The following is a 22065-nucleotide window of genomic DNA, read 5'->3' as shown; positions in this document are numbered from 1 at the left end:
GTCCGGAATTCCAGCACCTCGAGCACCTCGGTGCGGATGCGGGCGTCGGCCAGCTGGGCCGCGAAATGCGGATCGGCGCTGAGCGGGTTGCCGTCGCGACCGGGCTGGGTGGCCGCGGCGGTCGCGATGTTCTCGGCCATCGCCTGCAGCGCGGGCGCCATCGCGCCACCACCGCGTTCGTGGACCAGCAGGTATTTCGCGACGGTCCAGCCGTCGTCGATCCGCCCGAGCACATTGCTCTTGGGGACCCGCACGTTATCGAAGAAGATCTGATTCTGGACCTGCTCACCGGAGCTCATGACCAGCGGCCGGATCTCGATACCGGGCGAGGTCATATCCATCAGCAGGAAGGTGATGCCCTGCTGTTTGCGGCCTTCGCGAGAGGTCCGGACCAGGGAGAAGATCCAGTTCGCCTCGGTGGCGTGGGTGGTCCAGATCTTGCTGCCCGAGCAGACGAAGTCTTCGCCGTCGGCGACCGCCGACATATTCAGGGCCGCGAGGTCGGATCCGGCCTCGGGCTCGGAGTAGCCCTGACAGAAGAAGACCTCGCCGGTGAGGATGCGCGGCAGGAAGTATTTCTTCTGTTCCTCGGTGCCGAACGCGATCAACGCCGGGGCAACCATCCGGATACCCATCGGCGAGAGCGCGGGCGCGCCCGCCAGGGTGAGTTCGCGGCTGAAGATGTAGTGCTGAGTGAGCGACCATTCACAGCCGCCCCACTCGACCGGCCAGTGCGGCGCCGCCCAGCCCCGCTCGTGCAGGACGCGCTGCCATTCCAGGCTCGCCTCGTGGTCGGAGTAGACACTCGTCATCAACCGGCCCGCGGTGCTCACCTCGGGCGTCAGCTTCTCGGCAAGGAACGCCCGTACCTCGTCTCGGAAGGCCTTGTCGGCCTCCGACCAGTCGTAATCCATACACGCTCCCGAAGGCTTCATGCGTCGTCGCAGCAGGCCCGGCGACTACCGGTGCCACTGCGAATGTAGCCACGCCGCTCGCCCCGAGTCAAACTGAAGGCACGTGCCCTCAAAGGTTCGGAAATACTCCGGCCGGTTACCCGCAATTCTCGAAGATCGCCTTCGCGTAGCCCACGGATTGGTACACATAGTCGTAGGCCCACCGGGGGATCGACAGCCCCGGCCGGGTGTCCACGAACAGCAACTCCCCGTCCCAGCATTTGCCCATGACGTACCGCGCCCGCGAGATATGCGGGGTGAAGGTGACCACGATGACCCGCCGCCAGCCGTGCGCGCGCGCCTGCTCTGCCAGATAGCGGGCCTCGCCCCGGGTCGTCCGCGGCGCGGGATCGAAACAGGTGACCTCGAAGCTGTACCCACCGTGGCAGATCCGGTTGATCAGCGGGCTGTCCTCGTAGGGATTGGAGATGAGGACCCGCGGCGCGTAACCCTCGTGCGCCAGCCGCAGGCCCAGCGCCTCCCGGCCGTCGTGCGCGCCACCGAGTACCAGGATCGCGTCGGCCGGGGCGGGCTCCTCGCGCTGCGGCCGGACATACACGGGCCACAGCGCGAGCACCACGACCGCGACGACTACGACCGTCACCGCGGCGAGGACGAGTCTGTGGCGCATCGCCGCGATCCTAACCGGCACGGCCGATCCGGCCCCCACGCCCGGCCGGAACCGGGCGGCGAACCGCCCCGACCTGCTCCGGCCCAGGTCGGCACCCCTCGTCGTCGGGTGTACATCTGCTGTTGCCCGGCACCTCGCCTCGGTTTTCTGGTGTGGCCATCGGCGGGGCTTACCACTGGATCATGCGATGCACAGTCTTCGGAACCGGGTACCTGGGGGCCACGCACGCAGCGTGTATGGCCGAACTCGGACACGATGTACTCGGAGTCGATATCGACCCGGGCAAGGTCGCGAAACTCTCCGACGGGGTGACCCCCTTCTACGAGCCCGGCCTGGACGCGGTACTACGCCGTAATCTCGACGCCGGACGGCTCCGGTTCACCACCTCCTATCAGGAAGCCGCCGACCACGCGGATGTGCACTTCCTCGGGGTCGGCACACCGCAGAAGAAGGGCGAGTACGCGGCCGACCTCAAATACGTGCACGCCGTGGTCGACACCCTCGCCCCGCTGGTCACCCGGCCGTCGGTCATCATCGGCAAATCGACCGTGCCGGTGGGTACCGCCGCCGAGCTCGGCCGCCGCGCCCGCGCGCTGAGCCCGGATATCGAGGTGGCCTGGAACCCGGAATTCCTGCGCGAGGGATTCGCGGTGCGCGACACCCTGCGACCTGATCGGCTGGTGCTCGGCGTGGACCGCGAGCGGGAACGGTCCGGCTGGGTGCGGGAGGTGGTCGAGGAACTCTACGCCGACCTCCTCGCCGCCGAGGTCCCCTTCCTGCTCACCGATCTGGCGACCGCAGAGCTGGTCAAGGTCTCCGCGAACGCCTTCCTCGCGACCAAGATCTCGTTCATCAACGCGGTCTCGGAGGTCTGCGAAGCGACCGGCGCGGACGTCACCGTCCTGGCCGACGCACTCGGCTACGACGCCCGGATCGGACGCCGGTTCCTCAACGCCGGGGTCGGTTTCGGCGGCGGTTGCCTGCCCAAGGACATCCGCGCGTTCATGGCCCGGGCCGGCGAGCTCGGCGCCGACCACGCCCTGGCCTTCCTGCGCGAGGTCGACAACATCAATATGCGCCGCCGCACCAAGATGGTGGATATGGCGGCCCGGGCCTGCGGCGGTTCGCTACTGGGCGCCAACGTCGCGGTCCTGGGCGCGGCCTTCAAACCGGAATCCGACGACGTCCGGGATTCACCGGCGCTGAACGTGGCGGGCATGATCCAGTTGCACGGCGCGGTGGTCACCGTCTACGACCCCAAGGCGCTGGAGAACTCGCGCCGGGTCTTCCCCACACTGAGTTACGCGACCTCGGTGACGGAGGCCTGTGAACGTGCCGATGTAGTGCTTCTGCTCACCGAATGGAAGGAATTCGTGGAGCTCGCGCCCCGGGATCTGAACGGGGTGGTGCGGACCAGATCGATCATCGACGGGCGCAACTGTCTCGATCGAGACGCCTGGCGCTCGGCCGGATGGGTGTACGCCGGGCTGGGTACACCGTAGAGTCGGGGTGAGCGAGCCGGGGCCCCCGCGGCATCGGTTCCTGCCTCCCGTGACAACGGGACCGGGCGGTACTGTCGGAGGAGTCATCTGGTTCGGGGGATGAGCCGTCATCGTCGACCGGTTGGCGCTCGCATATCGTGAAGCGGGAAGTACAGATGGGCTGCCGATGAGTTCAGTTCTGGGTGTGTCGGTGGGGGCCGGCGCGATCCGCTTGGCGCGCCCGCCGGCGGGCGACGCGTCCGCGACGGACCCCGAATCGTTCGAGCAACGGACATTCGTGGTGCCGCCGGAAACTCCGAGCGCGGAACGTGCCGCGCTATCGGTCGCCGCCGCCCTGAACTCGAACCCCACCATCGCCGCGACCGTCCTGGCCTGCCGTGGCGAACACCAGGCCCGGGCCATGCGCGTGGCCATGGCCGAGCAGGGTCTGCACGAATACACCCTCGTACCCGATATCGAAGCGATCCTGGAATTCGCGGTCACCTCCGGTGCCCTGCAGGGCGTGAACACCCTCGCCGTCTACGATCTCGGCGCTTCGGGCCTGTCGGTGACGGTCGTGGACACCGCGACCCGCGAGGTGCTGCACACCGAGCGCACCGGCGATATCAGCGGTGAATATTTCGATTCACTGGTCCGCGAGCAGCAGATCAACTCCGGGCGGATCGCGCATCCGCCGGATCCCGCCGATCTGATGCGGCTCGACGCGCTGTGCCGCGCCGCGAAGGAACGGCTCTCCGCCAGCAACGCGGTCGCCCTGCCCAGCGACTTCGGGCCGGTACTGCTCACTCAGGAGAATTTCACCGCGCTGATCGCCCGGGCCGTCGAGGTGTCGGTGCACTCGACGCGGGAGGTCATCACGCGGTCGGGGGTTCCGGTCCAGGCACTGCTGGCGGTGGGCGGCGGTGTACGTATCCCACTGGTGAGCCGGACCCTGCGCGATATTCTCGAGATCCCGGTGCTGGTACCACCGGAACCGGAGGTCGCGACCGCCCGCGGCGCCGCACTGCTGGCCCGCAAGGGACCGGACGCGCGTACCACGACCAACCCGGCGGCCCTCGATTCCGGCCCGATCCCCGGGCCGCGAGCGGATTCCGGTGCGCACACCCAGGCCACCGTGACCCCCGCACCGTTCCCGCCCACCCGGTCCGACCCCCCTCCCCGGCTGCCCCCGCCCGCCCAGACCATCCCGGTTCCCACTCACACCGCCCGGAGCCTGGTCACCCCGTCGCCGTTCGCGCCGGCGGCCCCGGGCCCGGCGGCCTCCGGGTCGTCCACCTCCGACACCGCGCGCAACGTTTCCGCGCCGTCCGGCGAAGGTGCCCACGCGCACTCCGGCTCCCACGAACTGCCGGCCGCGACCGCGACCCTGCGAACGACCGGCCCCCAGCCGGTACTCGCGCCGGCGACCGATCCATACCCGTCCGTGCCCGGCCTCTACCCGCCGGTGCCGCAAGCGGGCATCTTCGGCCCGCCGGCGGGGTCGCCCACCACCGGCCCCGGGCCGCGCCCGCTGCTCGCCCCCGCCTCGACCCCGGCACCCGAGAGCGATACCGTCGCTCTCGCACCGGAATCGGACCCCGCGAAGCCTTCGAAAACCGCCGCTCCGCAGAAGCTGTCACCGGCGGAGGACCCGCCGACGGTCGCGCTGCGGATCCCGGCCAAACTGCTGCCCCGCCGGTCCTTCGACGTTCCGCCGCGGCGCGGCCGCGAACTCGGTGTCGCGGCGGTGGCGGTGAGCGCCCTGGTAGTGGTGGCCGCGATCGGTATCGGCCTCGGCTACGGGCAGCATATGTTCCGGCAGGAGTCGACCACGGTGGAGAGCACCACCCAGGCACCCTCCACCACGGCGAACACCCGCACCGCCGCGCCCGCACCGGTCACCACGACCCCGCCGGAACACGAATCGCTGGCCGAGCCGCCACCGGTGGTGGCCCCGCGGGAAACCGAGGCGCCGACCACCACGGCCGGGCCGAACACCTTCCAGGTCCCCGGGCTGCCGCCGATCGTCGTCCCGACCATCCCGCCCGAGGCACTACCCTTCCCCCGTCCGCCGCGCTGACCGCCGTTCGTGCCGACGGCCGCGGCGTCGCTCAGAACTCGCCGTATCCCGGCCGCGGCGGACGCCGAGGTGGAATCGGCCCACGAATTCCCTGCTGCTCCCCGGGCCGGGGCCGCTGCTGCGGATCCGGCTGCCGCGGGCCCGGCTGCGGTGGCCCCGGCTGGGGCGGATCCGGTCGTTGTGTACCGGGCCCGGGCGCGCCGGTTCGTCCGATACCGCGCGGGTCGGTCGCCCCACCGGATGACCGTCCTCGCGGCGGCCGTTCGCCCGGCTCCCGGGGTACCCGCGGTTGTTCCCCGGTGGTCGGCCACGGCTCGTACCCGCGTCCGGACCTGCTGCGCCGCCCGGTCGGCGACTCGGCGTCCGGCCGGGCGACCTTGCGATGGGACCCGGTATCGGCACGCTTGTTCCCCTTCGGACGGCCCGCGGGATCCGGGCGCCGCTGGGAGCCGAACGGTTTGGCGAGCAGCACGGCGATACCGGTGGTGAGCGGCACCGACAGTGCCAGGCAGATGCCGCCGACCGCCGACCGCGCGATTTCGATCGCCACCGCGTCGCCCACGAGGACGTCGCGGATCGGCCGGCCCGCGACACTGAACAGCAGCAGCAGCGGCAGCGCACCACCGGCGTAGGCGAGCACCAGGGTGTAGACCGTACTGGCGATATGGTCGCGCCCGACCCGCATGGCCGCGGCGAAAATCTCCCGCCGGGTGGCTTTCTTGTCCAGCTCCGCGAGTTCGAAGGCCGCGGAGGCCTGGGTGATCGTCACATCGTTGAGCACACCGAGCGAGCCGATGATGAACCCGGCCAGCAGCAGACCGGTGATGCTGACATGTTCGATATAGGTCGCGACATTGGTGTTCTGTTCTTCGGAAAGCCCCGTGAGCGTGGTCGATTCGATGGCCAGCCAGGACAGCAGCGCCGCGATGAGCATCGAGGTCAGCGTGCCCAGTAGCGCCGAACTGGTGCGCAGGTTCACCCCGTGCGCGAGATACAGCACGGCATAGAGGATGAGCGAACCGGACACCAGCGCAACAGGTATGGCGGGCTTACCGTCCAGCAGCGCCGGCAGCAGGAACACCACCAGCACCGCGAACGCGAAGACGAGCCCGATCAGGGCCCGGAGCCCGCGCCACCGGGCGACCACCACGATCACGACGATGAAGGCCGCGACCAGCACACCCAGCGGGTAGCCGCGGGCGTAGTCGTCGAACGAGTACAGCGGAGTCCCGTCGGGGGCCGCTTGACGCACGATCCGCAGCTCGTCGCCGGCGGCGAGATCGGGTTGCCCCGGCCCGGGAGCGATTTCCAGCAGAGTGTGTTTGCCCTCGTGCGGCCCGGATTCGATCTCGATCAGGCTGCGCTGGCAGTCGTAGACCTGCGCGGCCGGCGGCTGCGGCTCGCCCTCGAACACCCGCCCGATGGACTGGCTGCCGCAGGCGCCGAGGTCTTGACGGATCACCGTGCCGGCTTCGGTGACCACCGCGGAACCGTCGGCGTTCTGCATCGGCAGCGGGATATCCACCTGCTGGCGATCGGGCCACAGGGCGATGGTCGCGATAACCACGACGATGCCGATCGCGACCAGCAATCCGACCACGACCCGGGCCGCGGTCGCGCCGATGGCGATCGGCCGGGAATGGTCGTGATGGTGATGGTGGTCGCTCACCCCGGCCAGCCTAGAGGATGCGCCGACAGCTCATACGTCCGGCGGATAGGCCATACGCAGCGAGTTCGCCGTGGACGGGCGGATTTTTCCGGGAGCTTCGGGAAGGGGCGGCGGAGAGCAGGGGGATGTCTCCGCCGCCCGGGGCCGGCGCCCAGGGGGGGTAGGCGGCCTAACCCGAGGACCAGGTTGCCCAGGGGGGGTAGACAACCTGGCCGGGCACTCGAAGTGCCGATGCCCACTGTACACACAGGATCTGGATTTATGCCAGTGGTTCAGTAATTCCGCAATAATCCGGACGGAGGGTCTGTTTTTGGGCGTGATTACCCGCCCCACTACTGGCGATAGCCCGCCAGGAAGTTGCCGAAACGCTCGATGGCAACAGCCAGATCGCGGGCCCAGGGCAGGGTCACGATGCGCAAATGATCATGGTGGGGCCAGTTGAAACCGGTGCCCTGCACCATCAGGATCTTTTCCTGCAGCAGCAGGTCCTGCACCAGTTTCTCGTCGTCGTGGATCTCGTGGACCTCGGGGTCCAGCCTAGGGAACGCATACAGCGCCCCTTTGGGTTTCACGCACGACACGCCGGGAATGGCGTTCAAGCGCTCCCATGCCACATCCCGCTGCTCCAGCAACCGGCCGCCGGGCAGAATCAGATCCTCGATGCTCTGGTATCCGCCCAGTGCGACCTGAATGGCATGCTGGGCGGGCACATTCGGGCACAGGCGCGAGGACGCCAGCAGGTCGACACCCTCGAGGAATCCACTCGCGTGCTCCTTGGGTCCGGTGATGGCCAGCCACCCCGACCGGTACCCCGCCACGCGATAGGCCTTCGACAGCCCGTTGAACGTGAGACACAGCAGATCGGGAGCCAGCGTCGCCAGCGAGATGTGCTTGGCGTCGTCGTAGAGGATCTTGTCGTAGATCTCGTCGGCGAGCAGCAGCAACCGGTGTTTGCGGGCCAGATCCACCAGTTGCTGCAGGACCTCAGCCGAGTACACGGCACCGGTGGGGTTGTTGGGGTTGATCACCAGCAGCGCCTTGGTGCGATCGGTGATCTTTGATTCGATATCGGCGATATCGGGCTGCCAGCCGATGCTCTCATCGCACAGGTAGTGCACCGGGGTGCCGCCGGCGAGGCTGGTCATGGCCGTCCAGAGCGGGTAGTCCGGGGCCGGGATGAGCACTTCGTCGCCGTTGTCCAGCAGCGCCTGCATGGTGATGGTGATCAGCTCGGAGACGCCGTTGCCGAGATAGACGCTGTCCACATCCAGTTCCGGGAAGCCCGGGACCAGCTCATAGCGGGTCACGATCGCGCGCCGGGCGGGCAGGATTCCCTTGGACTCGGAGTATCCCTGCGCGTTCGGCAGGGCGGCGATCATATCCCGCATGATCACATCGGGGGCCTCGAACCCGAAGGGCGCGGGGTTGCCGATATTGAGTTTCAGGATCCGGTGTCCCTCGGATTCCAGCCGCGCCGCATGCGCGTGTACCGGCCCCCGGATCTCGTAGACGACGTTCTGCAGCTTCTTGGACTGCTCCAGGATCCGGGGCGCGGGGTGCGGATGGCCAGTACTCACCCGATCCATGGTGCCACCCGCCGCAACCCGATATCGGTCCCGGCCCCGCCTCGTGCAGTACCGTTGTCGCTGGACAGAGGCAGAGGAGAGCCAGGTGGGGCGGTCGCTGGTGAGCGGCGAGGTATTCGCGGGTTATCGCATCGAACGACTACTCGGCGCCGGCGGGATGGGCGAGGTGTTCCTGGCCAGGGACCTGAATCTGCCCCGGCTCGTGGCCTTGAAAGTGCTCGATCGCAGCCGGGGCGCCGACCCCGGCCTGGCGGGTCGTTTCCGGCGCGAAGCCGATACCGCCGCACGACTGTCCCACCCGAATATCGTCGCGGTGCACGCGCGTGGCGAACACGACGGCCGGCTGTGGATCGCGATGGAGTACGTCGACGGCACCGACGTGGGCGAACTGCTGCATGATGGGCCGCTGGAACCGGCCCGCGCGGTTCGCGTGCTCGAAGACGCGGCCGCCGCGCTGGACCACGCGCACCGATCCGGGGTGCTGCACCGCGATGTGAAACCCGCGAACATCCTCGTGACCGCCGGCCCTCGGGAGCGAGCGCTGCTCGCCGATTTCGGTATCGCGAAAAGCCTCGACGAATCGACCGGACTCACCCGCACCGGTGAGGTCTTCGCCAGCCTGCGCTACGCGGCGCCCGAGCAGTTCACCGAGGCGGCCGTCGATCATCGCGCCGATATCTACGCGCTCGGCGGCACGCTGCACCATATGCTCACCGGCTCCCACCCGTACCCGGGAACCAGTTCGGCCCAGCTCATCCACAGTCACCTGAACCGTCCGGCGCCGGTACCGAGCGCACTGGACCCGCGACTTCCGCGCGCCTTCGATGTGGTGATCGCTCGCGCCATGGCCAAGGAACCCGCCGATCGATTTCCGAGCTGCGGTGATCTCGCCGCTGCCGCGGCCGCCGCGCTCACCGGCGCCGGTACCCGATCCACCACCACCGCCTATTCCGGGCCACCGGCGAACTCCGGCCCCATCCCGCCGTCGCCGCCTGCCGCCCGATCACAGCCCGCCCCGGCCGCTGTGGCCGACCGGACGGCCCGCAGTCACTCATCGCGCGAGGTACTGCCCGAGCGGGGCACCGGAGGTCGCGACACCGACCCCGGCGTCCGCACCGGCCCCGGACCGGATGGGCCGGCCGCGCGACCGCCGGCCGGCGCCCGCCCCACCGCGCGCCGTAGACGTCGGCGTTTCACCCTCGCGCTGCTCACCGTGTTCGCGGTGGCCGTGGCGGTGTGCGGGACCGGAGTCGTCGCAGTGGATACGGTCCGGGGTCCGGTGGTGGAGCGTCTGCACAAGGCCCGCGAACTGACCGGGGGTTTCGTGCACCGGGTGAAGGGCGCCGTACACGACCTGGTGTTCCTGAACGATGATCCCGCACCGGCGCCACCCCGGCGCCCGGTGCCCCCTAGCGGTTTCCCGCCGGGACAATGATTCCTGCGTGAAACAGGTGCGCAGACGCTCCGCATCTTCCAGACGGCGCTCGACGATCCCGTTTGCCTCCATAGTCCGCAGCTAGACACCGCCCGGCGGAAGCCCACGGGTCACGGTCGATCCGCAGAACTCTTCTATCCGCTCGTCCAGATTGCGTGCCTCGGCGACACCGTGAAAGGCGGGAGCGCAGATGCGGCGGCGGAGCCCGGTGAGGCGCTCCTCCAGTTGCGCGATGCGTTTGTCCTGGTCGAGTGCGAGCACGGGGTGCAGCGCCGCGGCCGCTCCGTCCAGGCTGCCGTTGATCAGGTGCGCGGCCGCAGAATCGACCCGTGCCAGCGCCTCGGCCCCGTAGGAACGCTGGTGCGCCGGGCCGGTGCGGTAGAGCTCGAGGGTGCGTTCGGTCGCGGCCAGCGCGGGCTCGGCCATTCCCAGATGGATATAGGTGGCGCCCGCGTAGTAACTGGCCTTGGCGTCGGGGAAACCGAAGACGCCGCCCACCTCGTCGTGCAGGGTGTCCGACCGAGCACCCTCGCTCGCGTCGGCGGCGGCCCGGATGCACCGCTCGGTATCGTCGGCGCTCCCGATCTTCGACCAGATCCGGGCCTCGATATTGTGCAGCCGCACCGCGGCACTGGCCGAATCCGCGTACTGCTGCCCGCTCTGGGCCAGTTGCAGTGCCCGGTGCGGCCGTTCGGACCAGTATTCGATCAGCGCGTGCATACCGCGGGCCCAGGCCCGTAATCCGTTGTGACCGCATATTTCCGCGTAGGCCCAGGCTGCCCGGATCTGTTCACCGGCCGCGTCCAGGTAGCCCAGATCGGTGCTGGCGTTGGCGAGCAATCCCGACAGCGAACCGGCGAGCAGGTAGAGGTGGCCGGTATCGGCGGGCCGCTGATTCCCTTCCAGCAGCCGGTACACCCGGCGCCGTACCCGCAGCATCTCCACCATCATCGGCATCGGCGGGGTGGACAGGTAGTCGTTGGCGATCCGGGTTACGTCGGCGTCGAGCTGTTCCAGGGTGCTCGGACCGAGATTGGTGCCCTCGGCCCGGCTCACGTGATCGCTCGCCTCGTGTGCAGCCGCCATGATCAGATCCCTCTCCGAAATCGCCGGCGGCCCGTCGTCGCGGAACGAACCGCCGTCGAGGAGGGCCGAGGGCCCGGCATCACTGGAATTGCCGGCGCCCGCCGGGGTACGAGCCGCGAGCATCGCCGGGCCGCCGTCGGCACCCGGTGTGGACAGGGCCGTGAACCGCGCGCGCTCGACATCGCCGGACCTGGCCAGACAGGTATCGAGGGCAGCCTGGTTGACCGGACGCGGATGGACCCGGATACCCCCGGCCTCCCATTTGGACACCAGTCGTTCGTGCACGCCCAGATGCGCCGCGAACTCCCGGATGCTCATCCGCTTGGCCTCACGGAGCGCCCGGGCCTCCCTTCCAGACCACTGGCCGACCACGTCGTCACCCTTTCCGAACGATTTCCTCTCCAGGGTACGAGCCGAATGTGACTGCAACCACAGGGAAATCCCGAACCTGGCGCAGTGGCAGCGCAAGGGCAGTGGAACGCGAGCGTGTAGGCGGTTCCGGCGCGCCGTAGACCGGGCGATCCTGGAGAAGAAAGGTCGGCGACCACCGTCAGCCGTGGCTCGGCACGCAGGGAGGCCCGGCACGCCAGGAGGCTTCGCACGCAGGACGCAAGGGGATTCACCGTGAACGTGGAAAAGCTCAGAACGGTCGACGATTGGGCCGCCTACTATCGCCACGAATTCGGTCTACCGGCCACCGAACGCGGCGGATTCGTCATGCTGCCGATCACCAGCCGGGCCTGCGTGATCCATCTACCCACCGAACGCGCGCGCGCCGTTCGCGACCTGATGGACTCCCACGAGATCCGGGTTCCCATGCTGGCCCGCCAGGTTCGCTGGAGTTTCCTCGCGTATCCGGATCGCCGTCCGGACCCCGAAGTGGTCGAGATGCTGGGGCGCATCGATATCGATATCCCGGGTGTGGGCAGTGCGGTGATGCTGCCGACCGGAATGGGCCGCTGGAACCGGGAGGGCTGCAACTGGGTGGTGCCCCCCGAACGCGATGGACTGCTGCCGCCGCTGTCGACGGTGATCAACGCGGCGCTGCTGGCCGGAGGCGCCCGGGAATAGCCGGGGATGGGGCTGTGTCCGGCCGCTCACGAGGCGCGCCGGACACAGCCCGCCCCAATCGCCCGGCGGCCTCCACCGCACGGACGCCGCGGCTACCCGGACCCAGCAATTGAGCGATCGCGGCCGTGCCGCACTCGGATCAGCTGTGCGCCAGCAGGATCCGGCGGGCCTCGGGCAGCAGAGTCGGCGCGAAGCGGCGGTGGCCGGGTGCGGCCCGATTCCAGACGGCCGCGCCGATTCGCCGTCGGAAATGCACGAAGGTACTCAGCGAGACACCGCCGGAAGACACCTCCAGCACCAGGTTTCCGTCGATCAGCCATGAGTCGGCCGCGAGCGTGACCCAGCCGTCGCCTCGGCCTGCGACAGCCCATCCCGCGATCTGCCCGGGCGCGGCCGCGTCTTTCAGCCGTAGCCCCAGCAGGCCGCGCCAGACGATCTGCCCTTTGATGCCCGCCGCGTCCCGCAGGGCCGCGCGGGCCCATTCCGCGGGCGTGCCGATCGCCTCGGCATCGGCGGTGGCCAGCACGAATTTGTCCGCGTAGTCGTACGCGGGAATGGTCACGCGTGACCGGGTCGTATCGCCGATCTCGCCGCCCGGGCCGGCGCTGTCCTGGATGCCGTGTGCACCTGGCTGGTTCGTCATGTTCGCAACTCCCTGAGTTGATATACGGTGGCGTATATCAACCGTAGCGCAGATATACGGTGGCGTATAGATGTTGCGACCAGGAAGGACACCTCCGATGGGTAACACCCGAACACCGAGCGCCGGCTGGATCGATGCCGGGCTACAGGCCCTGGCCCGCGGCGGTCCCGGCGCGGTCCGGGTGGAGGCGCTGGCGAAAACACTCGGCGTCACCAAGGGCGGCTTCTACGGCTACTTCGCCGATCGTGACGCGCTACTGGAAGCCATGCTGGACACCTGGGAGCGCCGCAGTGTCGACGAGGTCCTCGACCAGGTGACCGACGCGGGTGGCGACGCCCGGACCAGGATCTACCGGGCCGGCGCACTCACCCTGGCGCCGGAACTACTGCCCATCGACCTGGCGATCCGCGATTGGGCGCGCCGCGACGAAGCCGTGGCCGCCCGCCTGCGCCGGGTGGACAACGAACGGATGCGACTACTCCGCGAGATGATCGGCACCTACTTCACCGATCCGGTCGAGATCGAGGCCCGCAGCGTACTGGCCTTCGCCGCCCGGATCGGGATGCATTTCCTGGCCGCCGACCGGATTTCCGGCCCCGACCCGCGAGCCGTCGAGGCCCGCACCGCCGAGATCGTCCTCGGCGGGCCGGTCGGCGAGAGCGGATTCGTATGAGCTAGGCCGGCGACCGGAAGTTCAGATAGGCCTTCGACGGCGTCGGCCCGCGCTGGCCCTGGTATTTCGACCCGGCCCCGGCGCTGCCGTACGGATTCTCCGCCGGACTGGTCAGCCGGAACAGGCACAACTGCCCGATCTTCATCCCCGGCCACAGCGTGATCGGCAGATTCGCGACATTCGACAGCTCCAGGGTGATGTGCCCGCTGAAACCCGGGTCGATGAAACCGGCGGTCGAATGCGTGAGCAGCCCCAGCCGCCCCAGACTGGACTTCCCCTCCAGCCGCCCCGCCAGATCGTCGGGCAGGCTGCACACCTCCAGCGTGGACCCGAGCACGAACTCACCGGGGTGCAGCACGAACGGCTCCCCGGCAGCGGGCTCCACCAGACTGGTCAGCTCGTCCTGGCGCTGCGCGGGATCGATATGGGTGTAGCGGGTGTTGTTGAACACCCGGAACATCCCGTCCAGCCGCACATCGATACTGGACGGCTGCACCAGGTTGTCCTCGAAGGGTTCGAGCCCGAGCCGTCCGGCGGCGAACTCCGCCCGGATGTCACGATCGGAAAGCAGCACGCCAGCAGCGTAGCGACCCCTCGCCGGCACCGGCCGCCCCGGTCCTGCGGCGCCGTTTCCTGTCACACCCCCGGGGCATACTCCGCCCATGTCCGAGACGAGCGCGCATACCCATCACGGCATCGACTACATCGAACTCACCGTCACCGACCTCGAGGCCGCCAAACACTTCTACGCGTCGGCCTTCGGCTGGGCGTTCAACGACTACGGCCCCGGATACGCCGGTTTCCGCCGCTTCGACGGCAGCCCCGGCGAGGCCGGCGGCCTGGCCCTGGGCACCGAGGTCCACACCGGCGGCCCACTGGTCGTGCTGTACTCCGAAGACCTCGACGCCAGCGTGCGCGCCGTCGGCGCCGCGGGCGGCACGGTGACCGAAGGCCCCTTCGACTTCCCGGGCGGCCGCCGCTTCCACTTCACCGACCCCAGCGGCAACCGGCTCGGAGTCTGGTCCGAATCCTGACCGGTCACGCATTCCACGCCCACCCCCGAAGCGGAATCCGGGGAAATTTAGAGCGTGAGGGCGGGCTCTGCTAAGCTGCCCTTCGCGCCTATGGGCGTGCTCGCCGGTGTAGTTCAATGGCAGAATCTCTGCTTCCCAAGCAGATGGCGCGGGTTCGATTCCCGTCACCGGCTCCACCACCACGACCGATACAGCGGATTCGTGGTGCTCTTCTCACCGGAGATTCTGGCGAACCAGTGCGCAAGGTAGTCGTTCTCGGTCGCGGCGGCGCGGGCAAATCCACCCTGGCCGCCCGTCTCGGCGCGGTTACGGCACTTCCGGTGGTCGAACTCGACGGGCATTTCTGGTCACCCGACCTGACACCCCTGCCGAAGGATCGGTGGGCCCGGATCCAAGAGCGGCTCGTGGAGCATCCGGCATGGATACTCGACGGCGACCTCGGTCCCTATGACGTGCTCGCGGTGCGACTGCGGGCCGCGGACACCGTCGTCGTGCTCGACTTCCCGCTGTGGCGCTGCGTATGGCGTGCCCTGCGCCGTTCGCGAGAGAACGCCGCGTTCTGGCGCTGGGTCATCGGATACCGGCGCCGGAGTCTGCCGCTGATCGAGGCGGCGATCGCCCGCTACGCGAACCGTGCGGATGTCTTCCTGCTGAAGACGCCCCGGGATGTCGAGCACTTCCTGGCTCGGGCCGGAGGGCCGGACCGGTCCCCGTGAATGCCGACACCGCCCGATCCGAGATTGCCGTTACCTGATGTGCGACGACCTCGAGGCGACCTTGGCCGGGTTTCGGGCCAAAGGTGTCGAGTTGTCCACAGGTGTGACGGATCAAGGGTGGGGACTACTCGCCGGGGTCCGGCTGCCCGACGGCAGCGAATTGCCGGTCTACCAGCCGCGCCACCCCTCTCCGCATCGAAGATGACGATACGTTTTCCCGCCGAATCGGCTATTCACGCGGAATATGTTCTGCGGCATTCGGTTCGCTGTGGACATTGGCGCATTTTTACCAGGAGTGGAATTGCCGCTGCCGGGTATGAAGACCTCGATTCATATTCGAGGCAAGAGAGACCGGCCGAGTGACCCAGCTGCGCCATCCCCATCACGACGCAATCTCACGCGACGACTCCGCTGCACGAACCGAGGAGATTGCATTGCTCAAAATCGTTTCCACCGCCGCTGCTGCCCTGTCCGGGATGGCGCTCGCCGTGGCCGGCTTCGGGCTCACGGGTCACGCTCAGGCCGCACCCATTCCCGGGGTGTCCCCGGACGTCCAGGTGCATACGCGGCTCGCCGTGCTCGGCGCGGATCGCCCGGATGCCGCGGTGCTGGCGGGCCAGGTATGCGGCATTCTCCACAACGATCCCACGCCCGCCGGTAAGCAGGCAGCTCGCAGCCATCTGCTGGAAGCCGGCGTCGCCCCCGGGGTCCAGGACGGCTGGACGCTCGGCACGATGGTGGATGTGAAATGCCCGGAGATGGTGTCGGTACTGCGCTGAGGACCAGCGCGCGGCCGGGCCCGATGGATCGCCCGGCCGGTTCAGCCGGCGCGCAGGAGACGGAACCGGGAACCGTGGAATACCAGCGGTTCCCGGTCGGGGTGGATGGCCAGCCGGTGAATACGCAGGATCACCACCGTGTGGTCGCCGGCGGGGACATGGGCCTCGGGGGTGCCCTCGATCCAGACCGACGCGCCCTGGACGAATACCGCCTCGCCGGTACCGTCGTGTAGTTCCAGGCCCTCGAATCGGTCACCGTTGCGGGCGCTGAGCGAGCGAGCGGCGGCCTGCTGATCGGTGCCCAGCAGGCTCAGGCCGAGATGGGCGGCGTGGACGAGTCGGGTCCAGGTGGCCGAGGTGTTCTGGATGCAGAACGAGACCAGCGGCGGGTCCAGGGAGACGGGTACGAAGGTGCTCACCGCCAGACCGTGCGGCTTCCCGTCGATACGGGCGCAGACCGCGACCACGCCGCTGGGGAAGTTGGCGAAGGCGCGGCGCAAACCGGAGCCGTCGGCCGGGGTTTCGAAGATATCGGTCATGGCGGGCCCTTCACTTCGTGCGGGAGACCTGGGCCGACAGCGCCTGCGCCACCGGCCGCCAGCGTTCGGCGTACGCGTCGAGGACACCGTCCTCGGTATAGGTCCGGTCGGACAGATACAGCCCGGGCAGCGCGGTGGTCGCGCCGAGTTCCACCAGCACCGGTTTGAGCAGCAGGTCCGGCGCCAGCGCGTGCGCGGGCCCGGCACCGAGCATCAGCGGGACGGCCAGCACCCCGGCCAGGCCGGTTCCGCCGTCGAACTGTTCGAGGAACAGTTTCAGGAGTCCGGTGTAGGTGGCCTTGAACGTGGGGCTGGCGAAGATCACCAGCTCCGAGCCGGCCACGGTGCGTACCGCCTCGGCGACCGCGGGGTCACCCCAGCCGAGCAGTCGCGGGCCGTAGTCGACCAGGTCGAGAACGGCGGGCTCGGTATCGGGCCGCAGCGCCCCGGCGAGACCGACGGCCGCGGACAACGTGCGCGACGCGGGTTTGGGATTGCCGACCACCACCGTCACGGTCACCGCGCTGCCTCCTGCCTCCGGTGCGAACCGGGCTCGACTCGTGCCTGCGCCGTTCAGTTCAGCAGCGGTTGCCCGCCGGGGCGAGGGTTGCGCTCTGCGCGATCACAACCGGCGGTGTGGGCCAGCACGTACAGTCCGCCCGGCAGGCCCGGTGAATCACGATGCAGCGGCCGGTCCGCGGTGACCGGCAGGAAGCCGGTGAGGCCGCCGCGATCTCCGGCGACGAAGGTCAGATCGGTGGTGGCGGCGATTTCGCCGAGCGATTCCGGCGTCACGAACTCGACCAGGAACGCGCCGCCGCGGTCCAGGAAGGCGCCGAGCCGCGCGCCGGTCTCGAAGGGGTAGTCCACGGTGACACCGACGTAGCCGTCGAACCTGATCCGCGCGGTACGCCGGATCCCCGCGCCGGGCCGGCGGCGCGGCCGGATTCCGCCGCCGGGGACCGTGGGATGGGTGCCGTGACGCAACGCGCGCTGATCCCGGTCGCTGTAGAGCGCGACCTCGAACCCGGCATCGAGCAGACCCAGCGCGGAGGTGACGCCCATCGGGTCCGCGCCGATCACCGCGGCCGTACGCGGCGCCGGAGCGCGCGAATTATGTGCTGTCATCCCCGCATGCTGCAGGCCGGTGATTCCCGCTCGCAGTATTGCGCTCATCGAGAATCATTTCCGCACCGGCTCCAGCGGGCGAAATGCATTGGTGTGCGGAATATCTCGGCGCCACACGGGCCGGGCGGTGAGACCGCGCGGCCCGTGTGCCGAATACGCCGGGAGGGCGGATTACTGCGCGCTCCCCAGACATTCACCGACGATCTTGTTGGTCGCGGCCCGCGCCTTGTCGGCGTCCTCCTGGCTCATACCGAGGGTTTCCGGATCTGCCATCCGGGTATCGAATTCGTCGCTCACCATCGTCTGCAGACCGTCCTGCGAAATACCCTCGGCGATGTAGAGTTTCGCGGCGCAGTCGGCGAAGGCAGGATCCTGCAGACCCTTCTCCTGCAAGGATTTGGACAGATCCGCCTCGGTCAGCGCGGGTGCGGATTCGGCATCGCTACCGCAGGCCGCCAGCAGCGGCAGAATGACGAAGGTCGCGGCAATAAGGGTCTTCCGCACCGGGTTCCTCTCTCAGATGTATCACCTGGACGCCGCGTCGGCCGCGGATTCGATACCGGGCCACCCGCATGACGTCCACGCATGTGTGTAGTCGCAGTCACACTCGCGCCGCAACTCGGGGCGGCAAATTCCGATATGCCTCACAGCCGGGATCGACGCAGGTCGGCCGCCCGGCGCCGCCGTGTCCGGTCCGGAGGTCGGCACCGAGATGCCCATTTACGACACCGATTGATTCATGTCTCTGAAAATGACCCCGGGTGGGCGATGTCAGGGCGGCTTGCCCACCCAGGACGCGGAGCCGCGCGAATACCACTCGAAGCAAACTGAGGTCCCATGCCTGCTGTTAAGGTTGCCCGGAATCCCGTACCGATCGGAAGAGCCGGAATGACGACCCTCGAGCACCATCGTGAAGGCAGCGGCGAACCCCTGGTCCTGGTGCACGGAGTGGGCAGCAGATGGCAGGTGTGGGAACCGGTCATCGGCACGCTGGCCGAACACTTCGAGGTGATCGCCGTCGACCTGCCCGGATTCGGCGGTTCGGCGCCGCTGCCGCACACCACCGTCGATACCCTCACCGATGCCCTCGCCGATTTCCTGGCCGCCGAGGGTATCGAGAAACCCCATCTCGCCGGCAACTCCATGGGCGGCGGAATCTGCCTGAACCTGGGCGCCCGCGGCCTGGCCCGGTCGGTCACGGCGTACTCGCCGATCTTCTTCTGGGATACCCCCGGCCGGATCTGGTGCCAGCAGTCGCTGGGCCGGTCCGGAACCCTCGGCCGGGTACTCGGACCGGCGATACCGAAAATCCTCGCCACCCGGGCCGGACGGACGGCGTTCCTGGGATTGGTGTTCGGGAAACCGTGGGCCGTCACGCCGCAGATCGCACTGGATACCGCCAACGGTGCGGTCGGTTCCCTGGGCTTCGCGCCCGCACTGGCATCGTTCACCGACGCGAAACTGCAGAACCCCGCCGCACTCGCCGATCTCCCGGTGACCATCGCCTGGGGCAACCGCGACATCCTGCTCACCTACGCGACCCAGAGCCGCCGGGCCCGCCGGGTGCTACCGCACGCCCGCCACATCACGCTGGAGGGCAGCGGGCACACCCCGTTCTACGACGATCCCGCCGCGTGCGCCCGGGTCCTGCTGGACCGGGCGGCACCGTAGCGCGGCGTCAGCGACCCTGCCAGACCGGATCGCGTTTCTCGGCGAAGGCCAGCGCGCCCTCGGCGGCGTCCTTGGACACCAGGGCGGGCAGGGCGATCTCGCCCTGTTTGGCGAAACCCTCGGCCGCGGACCAGTCCGGCGTCTCGTCGATGATCCGTTTGCTCGCGGCCACCGCCAGCGGCGCGGCCGCGGCGATCTCGCCGGCCAGCTCCAGCGCGACCTCCAGCGCCTCGCCCGGTTCGGTCACCCGGTTCACCAGGCCCAGCTGATGCAGCCGTTCCGCGCTGATGCGGCCGCCGGTGAGCGCCAGTTCGGCAGCCGTACTGCGGGGCAGCCGCTGCGTCAGCCGCATCACGCCGCCGGCCGCCGCCACCAGCCCCCGCTTCACCTCCGGGAGTCCGAATTTCGCGTCCCGGGCGGCCACGATCAGATCGCCCGCCAGCGCCAGTTCGAAACCGCCCGCGAGCGCGAATCCCTCCACCGCCGAGATCATCGGTTTCGCCGGCGGTTTCGCGGTGATGCCCAGCGGTCCGCGGCGTTCGGTGATCGGCACCTCGCCGCGTGACATGGCGATCAGATCCATACCGGCGCTGAAGGTTCCGTCGGCGCCGGTGAGGACCAGGACCCGGGCGGTGTCGTCGGCCTCGAAGTCGTCGATCGCGGCCTCGATGGCCTTCGCGGTGGCCAGGTCGACGGCATTGCGGGCCGCGGGCCGGTTCACCGTGAGCACGGTGATCGCGTCACACCGGTCCAGGAGCACGGGTTCGGTCATCGGGCGGTCCTCTCGCTGAGCAGCGTGAAACGATCTGCGGCGGTGATTTCGACGGTGGCGCCCAAACGGTCGCCGGTGGTGCAGGCGGCGACGGTCTCGCTGTCGGTCGCCCGGACAAGTATGCGGGCGCCCGCCGGGTTGAGCGCACTCACCACCACCGCTTCCGGTTCGTCGCCGTCGGCGCCCTTGCGGTACGGGACGGTATAGGCCTCCACGACCGCCGGGCCGGTGTAGCCGGGGGCGGTTTCGCGCCGGGCGACCGGGACATCGGCCTCCACCGGAGCGAACAATTCCGCGGGCGGGCGCGCCGAGTACACACCGACACCGTGTTTGGTGATGTACCACCCGAGCGCGGTGGTCAGGCCGTAGTCGTCCGGATTACGCCGCAGCACCTCGGCCATGGTGGCGATGCCGTGGGTGCTGTAGTTGTTGCCCGGTCCGCCGCCGAAGGTGAGGCCACCGGTGACGGTGAGGGGTCGCGCGGGATCGTCGATCGGCAGGCCGAGGGCGGCGGCGCCGACCTGGACGGCCACCGGGAAGCAGGAGTACAGGTCGATATGCGCGATATCGTCGATGCCCAGCCCGGCGCCCGCCAGCGCCGCCCGCCCGGCCGCCGCGATCGCGGGTGAGGCCGCCATCTCGGTCCGTTCGGAGACGAACCAGGTATCGGTGGCGGTGGCGCCGCCGTGCGGGAAGACCCATTGCTCGCGCGGCACGCCGGCGGAGTCCGCCGCGGCGGCGCTGCACAGGATGAGACCGGCGCCCTGATCGACCGTCAGATTCGCCATCAGCAGCTTGGGATAAGGCGTGCACACCATCCGGTTCTCCGGACCGGGGGTGACCAGTTCGGGCACCTCACGCGCGGCCGGCAGCCAGGCGTACGGGTTGCCGGCGGCCACCTCGGAGAACCGCGACCACAACCCGCCGATCCGGGCGAGATGCGATTCCTGGTCCAGGCCCAGCCGGTTGCGCATCGCCGATTCCATCAGCGCGTAGACGAAGATCGGGCCCCAGAGCCCGGCGGCGGTCTCCATCTCGGTGCTCGGCGCGTCCTCGGAACCGATCACGCGGCCGGGCCGGGCGGACTCGTCCTGTTCCGGCCAGTCCGGTTCGGAGCCGGCCCGCTTGGCCGCATTCCACGAGGCCACCGCCTCGGCACCGCAGATCAGCGCGATATCGGTCTTACCGGCGGCGATCTCACCGCCCAGCAGATTCAGCAGACGCTGCGGGGCGTCGCCGCCGTAGCGGGCGGACTGCACGGTCCGCTTCGGGGTTATGTTCAGTTCGGCCGCCACCAGCGAACCCAGATCGGGGTATGTGCGGCTGACCGGAGATACCGAAGCGATCACATCGGCCGACCGCAACAGCGCATCACCGGTCCCGCTGTCGGCACCGGCCCGGCGCAGGGATCGCGCCGCCAGCTCGACCGGGCCGGGCAAGCCGGCTTCACCGGGCCGGTGCACGATCTGACCGACCCCGACGAGCACCGGTGTGCGCGGGTCCATTCCGGCTGGCAGCATGCGTCCTCCGCTTCTTCGCTGAAGTAACCCGCCGAATGCGCGGTTAACTTCCCGATTAGACCATGTAGTGGTCTATGGCGCTGGGGGCCGGGCTTTCCACCATTGGCCGGACTCACCGCCGCGGACCGGCCGGACTCGCCGATAACACCTTCGCAGAACCGCGGGGGGAATTAGCTGGTCAGGCCCTGTCCACTGCTAACATGTCCGGCGATCTGCGAGCTATTCGAAATGTGCGCCGCGTATCCGATCGAGGCGCCCCCCATTTGACCGCGGCGTTTTACGTGACCCGGAGGTCCGACGGACTTGAAGAGAACCGGATCCATCCTGATGACTTTGCTGGCGGGCGCATCGGCCGCCTTACTGGCGGCCACTGCACCGGCCGCGGCGAATCCCAACGCCATCAATCCCATACCGGTGCTGAACGGCACCGCCGGGCTGCCCCAGTTACACGGCGCCACCCGCGCGGTTTTCCAGGTAACGGGGATGGCGAGCCCGAACAGCACCCACAACTACAACATGCTGGATCGATCATGAGTAAGAAGATCGCCGCGGGCACCGCCGCACTGGTACTCGATGTGAAGGTCGGCTCGGGCGCGTT

22 protein-coding genes, 1 tRNA gene and 1 pseudogene are annotated in these 22065 nt (G+C 69.0%); 11 read left to right on the top strand and 13 right to left on the bottom strand.

Annotation, left to right across the window (positions count from 1 at the left end; genetic code table 11):
• Positions 1–914: acyl-CoA dehydrogenase family protein (locus tag ACWDU1_RS11495; protein WP_449997744.1), on the bottom strand; the 914-nt coding region annotated here is incomplete at its 3' end.
• A gap of 136 nt (positions 915–1050) precedes the next feature.
• On the bottom strand, positions 1051–1584 hold the full coding sequence (locus ACWDU1_RS11490; protein WP_449997742.1) for a YdcF family protein: 534 nt from the start codon (positions 1582–1584) through the stop codon (positions 1051–1053).
• Between the two features lie 182 nt (positions 1585–1766).
• Between ACWDU1_RS11490 and ACWDU1_RS11485 the strand changes: the two genes are divergently transcribed.
• Complete coding sequence (locus ACWDU1_RS11485) at positions 1767–3086, top strand: UDP-glucose dehydrogenase family protein (RefSeq protein ID WP_449997740.1); 1320 nt, start codon at positions 1767–1769, stop codon at positions 3084–3086.
• Between the two features lie 166 nt (positions 3087–3252).
• Positions 3253–5145 carry an Hsp70 family protein gene (locus tag ACWDU1_RS11480; RefSeq protein WP_449997739.1) on the top strand — a complete coding sequence of 631 codons (1893 nt, stop codon included), beginning with the start codon at positions 3253–3255 and terminating at the stop codon, positions 5143–5145.
• Positions 5146–5557: 412 nt separating this feature from the next.
• On the opposite strand, the pseudogene ACWDU1_RS11475 reads toward ACWDU1_RS11480, so the two are convergent.
• Both ACWDU1_RS11475 and ACWDU1_RS11470 read right to left on the bottom strand, forming a co-directional pair.
• Positions 5558–6712 (bottom strand): annotated as a pseudogene (locus ACWDU1_RS11475) (YibE/F family protein); the annotation flags it as partial.
• A gap of 434 nt (positions 6713–7146) precedes the next feature.
• Positions 7147–8400: a pyridoxal phosphate-dependent aminotransferase gene (locus ACWDU1_RS11470; RefSeq protein WP_449997737.1), complete on the bottom strand. Its 1254-nt coding sequence runs from the start codon at positions 8398–8400 to the stop codon at positions 7147–7149.
• Between the two features lie 85 nt (positions 8401–8485).
• Between ACWDU1_RS11470 and ACWDU1_RS11465 the strand changes: the two genes are divergently transcribed.
• Positions 8486–9835, top strand: a complete 1350-nt coding sequence (locus ACWDU1_RS11465) for a protein kinase domain-containing protein (protein ID WP_449997735.1) — start codon at positions 8486–8488, stop codon at positions 9833–9835.
• An 81-nt stretch (positions 9836–9916) separates the two neighbouring features.
• Here ACWDU1_RS11465 and ACWDU1_RS11460 read toward each other — a convergent pair whose 3' ends face one another.
• Positions 9917–11293 carry a helix-turn-helix domain-containing protein gene (locus ACWDU1_RS11460; protein ID WP_449997733.1) on the bottom strand — a complete coding sequence of 459 codons (1377 nt, stop codon included), beginning with the start codon at positions 11291–11293 and terminating at the stop codon, positions 9917–9919.
• 252 nt (positions 11294–11545) lie between these two features.
• On the opposite strand from ACWDU1_RS11460, the gene ACWDU1_RS11455 reads away from it, so the two are divergent.
• Positions 11546–11992, top strand: a complete 447-nt coding sequence (locus tag ACWDU1_RS11455; RefSeq protein WP_449997731.1) for a hypothetical protein — start codon at positions 11546–11548, stop codon at positions 11990–11992.
• 139 nt (positions 11993–12131) lie between these two features.
• On the opposite strand, the gene ACWDU1_RS11450 is transcribed toward ACWDU1_RS11455, so the two are convergent.
• A complete protein-coding gene (locus ACWDU1_RS11450; RefSeq protein ID WP_449997729.1) occupies positions 12132–12635 on the bottom strand; it encodes a hypothetical protein in 504 nt (167 codons plus the stop codon).
• A gap of 97 nt (positions 12636–12732) precedes the next feature.
• Here ACWDU1_RS11450 and ACWDU1_RS11445 point away from each other — a divergent pair, with 97 nt between their 5' ends.
• On the top strand, positions 12733–13308 hold the full coding sequence (locus tag ACWDU1_RS11445) for a TetR/AcrR family transcriptional regulator (RefSeq protein ID WP_449997727.1): 576 nt from the start codon (positions 12733–12735) through the stop codon (positions 13306–13308).
• 1 nt (position 13309) lies between these two features.
• Here ACWDU1_RS11445 and dcd read toward each other — a convergent pair whose 3' ends face one another.
• Positions 13310–13882, bottom strand: coding sequence for a dCTP deaminase (gene dcd, locus ACWDU1_RS11440; RefSeq protein WP_449997725.1), 573 nt, complete (start codon positions 13880–13882; stop codon positions 13310–13312).
• A gap of 88 nt (positions 13883–13970) precedes the next feature.
• Between dcd and ACWDU1_RS11435 the strand changes: the two genes are divergently transcribed.
• The 4 genes from ACWDU1_RS11435 to ACWDU1_RS11420 all read left to right on the top strand — a co-directional run bounded on the left by ACWDU1_RS11435 (position 13971) and on the right by ACWDU1_RS11420 (position 15837).
• Positions 13971–14342 carry a VOC family protein gene (locus ACWDU1_RS11435; protein WP_449997723.1) on the top strand — a complete coding sequence of 124 codons (372 nt, stop codon included), beginning with the start codon at positions 13971–13973 and terminating at the stop codon, positions 14340–14342.
• A 102-nt stretch (positions 14343–14444) separates the two neighbouring features.
• Positions 14445–14518 (top strand) — tRNA-Gly (locus tag ACWDU1_RS11430).
• A 60-nt stretch (positions 14519–14578) separates the two neighbouring features.
• Positions 14579–15058 (top strand): adenylate kinase, encoded by a 480-nt coding sequence (locus tag ACWDU1_RS11425; RefSeq protein ID WP_449997721.1) that lies wholly within the window; start codon positions 14579–14581, stop codon positions 15056–15058.
• A gap of 434 nt (positions 15059–15492) precedes the next feature.
• Positions 15493–15837: a hypothetical protein gene (locus ACWDU1_RS11420; RefSeq protein WP_449997719.1), complete on the top strand. Its 345-nt coding sequence runs from the start codon at positions 15493–15495 to the stop codon at positions 15835–15837.
• Positions 15838–15878: 41 nt separating this feature from the next.
• Here ACWDU1_RS11420 and ACWDU1_RS11415 read toward each other — a convergent pair whose 3' ends face one another.
• From ACWDU1_RS11415 to ACWDU1_RS11400, 4 genes are all read right to left on the bottom strand, one after another.
• Positions 15879–16376, bottom strand: coding sequence for a flavin reductase family protein (locus ACWDU1_RS11415; protein WP_449997717.1), 498 nt, complete (start codon positions 16374–16376; stop codon positions 15879–15881).
• Between the two features lie 10 nt (positions 16377–16386).
• The gene (locus tag ACWDU1_RS11410; protein WP_449997715.1) at positions 16387–16896 is read right to left on the bottom strand and encodes an NADPH-dependent FMN reductase; all 510 of its coding nucleotides are present in this window, start codon (positions 16894–16896) and stop codon (positions 16387–16389) included.
• A 53-nt stretch (positions 16897–16949) separates the two neighbouring features.
• Positions 16950–17552 (bottom strand): hypothetical protein, encoded by a 603-nt coding sequence (locus ACWDU1_RS11405; protein WP_449997713.1) that lies wholly within the window; start codon positions 17550–17552, stop codon positions 16950–16952.
• Positions 17553–17675: 123 nt separating this feature from the next.
• A complete protein-coding gene (locus ACWDU1_RS11400; protein WP_449997711.1) occupies positions 17676–18008 on the bottom strand; it encodes a hypothetical protein in 333 nt (110 codons plus the stop codon).
• Between the two features lie 384 nt (positions 18009–18392).
• On the opposite strand from ACWDU1_RS11400, the gene ACWDU1_RS11395 reads away from it, so the two are divergent.
• Entirely contained in the window at positions 18393–19175 is a 783-nt protein-coding gene (locus ACWDU1_RS11395; protein ID WP_449997709.1) for an alpha/beta fold hydrolase, read from the top strand.
• Positions 19176–19182: 7 nt separating this feature from the next.
• Here ACWDU1_RS11395 and ACWDU1_RS11390 read toward each other — a convergent pair whose 3' ends face one another.
• Positions 19183–19947 carry a crotonase/enoyl-CoA hydratase family protein gene (locus ACWDU1_RS11390; RefSeq protein WP_449997707.1) on the bottom strand — a complete coding sequence of 255 codons (765 nt, stop codon included), beginning with the start codon at positions 19945–19947 and terminating at the stop codon, positions 19183–19185.
• Positions 19944–21467: an acetyl-CoA acetyltransferase gene (locus ACWDU1_RS11385; RefSeq protein ID WP_449997705.1), complete on the bottom strand. Its 1524-nt coding sequence runs from the start codon at positions 21465–21467 to the stop codon at positions 19944–19946. Before ACWDU1_RS11385 ends, ACWDU1_RS11390 begins: the two co-directional genes overlap by 4 nt.
• Before the next feature lie 327 nt (positions 21468–21794).
• Here ACWDU1_RS11385 and ACWDU1_RS11380 point away from each other — a divergent pair, with 327 nt between their 5' ends.
• Positions 21795–22001 (top strand): hypothetical protein, encoded by a 207-nt coding sequence (locus ACWDU1_RS11380; protein ID WP_449997745.1) that lies wholly within the window; start codon positions 21795–21797, stop codon positions 21999–22001.
• Positions 22002–22065 lie beyond the last annotated feature (64 nt).

The organism is Nocardia sp. NPDC003345 (assembly GCF_053589395.1).
Note: the sequence above shows the minus strand (reverse complement) of the source record. Positions and strands in the feature narration are given on the sequence as shown.